This window comes from Clostridium sp. ATCC BAA-442 (assembly GCF_964239415.1).
Taxonomy (GTDB): domain Bacteria; phylum Bacillota; class Clostridia; order Oscillospirales; family Oscillospiraceae; genus Flavonifractor; species Flavonifractor plautii.
Window position 1 is genome coordinate 1 of record NZ_CAXSQB010000111.1, and the last position, 955, is coordinate 955.

Consider the following 955-nt stretch of genomic DNA (forward strand, 5'->3'; position numbering starts at 1 on the left):
GGACAGGTCATAAAAACCGCCTCCTCAATTCTTCACCGCCACAACGCGGATGACGGGGGGATCGTCGTTGCCGTAGGGGGCGAAGCCGGTCTGTTCCCTGGCGTACTCGATGCGGAAGCCGGCCTGCCGGAGGGCCTCGGTCAGCTCGTCCAGCACAAGAAAACGGCGGTAGTGGTTGTCGTAGAAAAAGGCGTTGCGCTCCAGCGCCTCCCCCTTGCCGTAGAGCGGGTCATGGACGCTGCGCACCTCGATGAAGAACTTTCCGCCCGGCTTGAGGGCCCGGGCCATGCTCCCCAGGAGCATCCGCTCCTGCTTCTGGTTGATGGCGTGGATGGTAAAGCGGCTGTAGGCGTAGTCATAGCTCTCCGGCTGGTGGAGGGTGTGGCTGACGAAGTCGCCGCATACGAACCGGGCGTGTGGGACCGGCTGCTGCCGGAGCATGCCGATGGCCGCCTCAGAGAGGTCCATCGCCACCACGTCCAGCCCCAGAGAGGCAAAGTAGAGGGCGTCCCGCCCGTTGCCGCACCCCAGCTCCGCCAGCGTCCGCCCCGGCTCCACCAGGGTGGACACATACCGGGCGAAGGGGGAGGGGCTGGTGGGGCAGAGCTTGTTTTGATAATACAGGTTCCAGTAATCGGTATTGTCGATGGGGTGCTCCACGATGTTCGGGTAGAGCGCCCCCTCGATCTCCTCTACCAGCTCCAGCGGAGTGCGCTCCCCGTCGTTCTGGAGCACAAGGTCGGGGCTTTGGGGCTCGTCAAAGGGCAGATCCACCCCCACCACATTGCGCCCCCCGGTATAGAGGCCCTTCTGGTTGCGCTGGATGAGGGTCTCTTTTTTGACCCGGATATAGATTTCCTTGTAATTTGGAATATGCTCCCGGTTCCAGCGGCGCACAGTGTCAAACATGGCGATGGAGCAGCACACCACGTCGATACCCTGGTCGGAGAGCAGC

General features: G+C 62.7%; 1 protein-coding gene. It reads right to left on the bottom strand.

The genetic code is table 11. The features are described from left to right. Positions 1 to 24: 24 nt before the first annotated feature. A partial coding sequence (locus tag ACESY8_RS19690; RefSeq protein WP_044943978.1) for a methyltransferase domain-containing protein occupies positions 25 to 955 on the bottom strand: 931 nt, incomplete at its 5' end.